This window comes from Gemmiger formicilis, assembly GCF_900167555.1.
GTDB classification, from domain to species: Bacteria; Bacillota; Clostridia; order Oscillospirales; family Ruminococcaceae; genus Gemmiger; species Gemmiger formicilis.
In genome coordinates this window covers 1-2,260 of the sequence record NZ_FUYF01000069.1, presented here as the reverse complement: position 1 = coordinate 2,260, position 2,260 = coordinate 1, and the positions used below count along the sequence as shown (strand labels likewise).

Below are 2,260 nucleotides of genomic sequence, written 5' to 3'. Positions count from 1 at the left end.
CGCAGGTTCAAGTCCTGTCTCCGCAACCAACAAAAGCTCGTTGAAACGACAAGTTTCAACGAGCTTTTTTCTACCTTATGGCAAAAGTGGTAACAAGCTGGTAACTTTGACCCCAAAATGACCCCAAAACGAGAAAACGACTGCGCCCGGACGGCTGAACTTTTCAACCGTCCGGGCGCTTTTTGTGGATAAATTTTGTGGAGTTGGCAGGTAAATATAGGAGCGGTCAGCGTTCCAGTGTGCGTGAACGCTTTGCTCGTTCTCGCTGCTGCTCTAGCCGGTTTTCCATGATTTTTACGGATGCCATGATTTTGTGCCAGTCGTGTTCGAGGACATAATCGTTGTCCTTGCAGAACTTGTTCCAAATTTTCTGTATTTCGCCATTGGATTCTACTGATTCAAGGATGGCTGCAAATTGCGGGATAAATCCAGTCGTGCGGCGTGTGTTGCTGGTTGCGAGGAATGCACGATACAAGGTCGCGTCGTTGATTGCAATGCTGGGTTTCCCAGTTAGCATATAAATGTCGTAAAAACCGCGCATCCGTGTATTGCTTGTGCCACGGTACATGATGGTTTCCAGTTTCTCGGCAAGCAGCGTTTCGAGATTGTAGCTCATAATCTGCAAACTGCGGTCCTCAAACATGAGAGGATACCGATATTCAATGGCACGAGGTGTGATAGCATCGCCGGTGGAAATGTCAATTTTCACTTTCTGCCGCAGAACGTCAAGCGTACCAATCAGCGTGAAACGCAAGCCGGGATAGTCATGTTCTTCCATAATGCTTTCTGCATTGGTAATGCTGAAAACCACGCCGTCCTGCAGGTCGATATTGACGATTTCTTGAATCGTCCGTGTAGCGTCCTCCAATGTCAGCGGCAGGGCGACTACGGTGGCATCAATATCCATTGTGGCACGTTGGTGGATGCCGACCATTGAGGACACCAGCATCCCGCCTTTCAGTACAAAATGGCTGTTGTACTGGGAAACGGCGAGACGCTCTAAAAAGCGTTCCATCATGTAGGTACGCAGCAGAGTCTGCGACTTCAGACTATCGCCGTGCGTCAGATTTTTGATTTTATCCTTCAACTGTCGTGAGGTCTTGATCATAGTAAAAACACCTCCAAGTATCGTCTTACGTCATCCTCAACTTTTAGTGCGCGGCTGCACCGGATGAGATGAGGCAGGTTTTTGTGACCGTGCAGCATATACTCGCGGATGGCAGTTTGGTAGGTTTGCACGTCCATAGCACCCCGCTGGCGAATGACATCGCAGAGTGTGCGTTCACGGTCATAGGTGGGAACGGTATTGCCAAAAGTGGTCGTGGCAGTGGTCAGCCCCAGTGTGAAAATCTCCGGGGAAACTGTATGCACAATCACGCCCTGCTTGCGCAGGTGTGTGGCGTTGTAACCCTGCTTGACCGTAACGTAGATGTAGTGCGGCTCGCGTTCCATCATACCGTGGAGCGCCAACGCCGACTGGTGGGAGAAAACGATATTGCTGTTGCGCAGGTGGAGAATATACATATCATCCGGCCATGCATCGGGCGATTGGTATACGCCGTGCGCGACACGCTCCAGTTCTCGGCTGCGGGCGTATTCGGCAAAGTAGGGTTTAGAGATGCCCTGCGCTGTAACCGCGCGGGTCGTGATGTAGCCGTTCCCCTGTTTCAGCATGGTATCAAGCTGTTCAAATTTTGTCATGTGGCTCACCTAACTTTCACGCTTTAATTATAACAGATAAGAGCGTAAAAGTAAATACAAGATGGTACGCCTACTGAAAATTTCAACAGACGCACCATGTGGTGTTAAAAACTATTCAGTGGCATTACCCGGCTTTGACGAGTACCAACACGCTGTTGTTTGGCACTACGATTTGGTCTTGTTTGGTGGGAATGGGCGGGTTCTTGCATTGGCGCAGGGCTTTTTGGATTTGCTGTTTGACTTCGAGCAGGGCGGCGTCCAGCGTGGGGGCTTGTGCGGTAACTTTGGGGAAGTCGGGAACATGGGCGGTGCAGCCGTCCGCTGAGAGTGTGCAAAGCACAGGATACGGCTGGTTCTCCACAGAGATACGGTACTGCATCCCGAACAGATCGTCCATCTTATCCATTTCGTGGCGCTTGTGTTCGTCCATGCTGTGAACGTAGGTGTCCATTGTGAACGCTACGGAGTAATGACCGAGGATGGCTGACAGGGTCTTGTAGTCCATGCCGCGCTCCAGCGCACGGGTGGCGAAGGTGTGGCGCAGGGCGTGGAAGGTAAA

Annotated in this window: 3 protein-coding genes; all 3 read right to left on the bottom strand. The window is 51.0% G+C overall.

All coding sequences use genetic code 11. The features are described from left to right. Positions 1–226 precede the first annotated feature (226 nt). Complete coding sequence (locus tag B5D32_RS14515) at positions 227–1,108, bottom strand: nucleotidyl transferase AbiEii/AbiGii toxin family protein (protein ID WP_078785661.1); 882 nt, start codon at positions 1,106–1,108, stop codon at positions 227–229. Then, positions 1,105–1,701 (bottom strand): type IV toxin-antitoxin system AbiEi family antitoxin domain-containing protein, encoded by a 597-nt coding sequence (locus B5D32_RS14510; RefSeq protein WP_078785660.1) that lies wholly within the window; start codon positions 1,699–1,701, stop codon positions 1,105–1,107. Before B5D32_RS14510 ends, B5D32_RS14515 begins: the two co-directional genes overlap by 4 nt. Positions 1,702–1,825: 124 nt before the next feature. After that, on the bottom strand, positions 1,826–2,260 hold a 435-nt coding region (locus B5D32_RS14505; RefSeq protein ID WP_159447075.1), incomplete at its 5' end, for a type II toxin-antitoxin system HicB family antitoxin.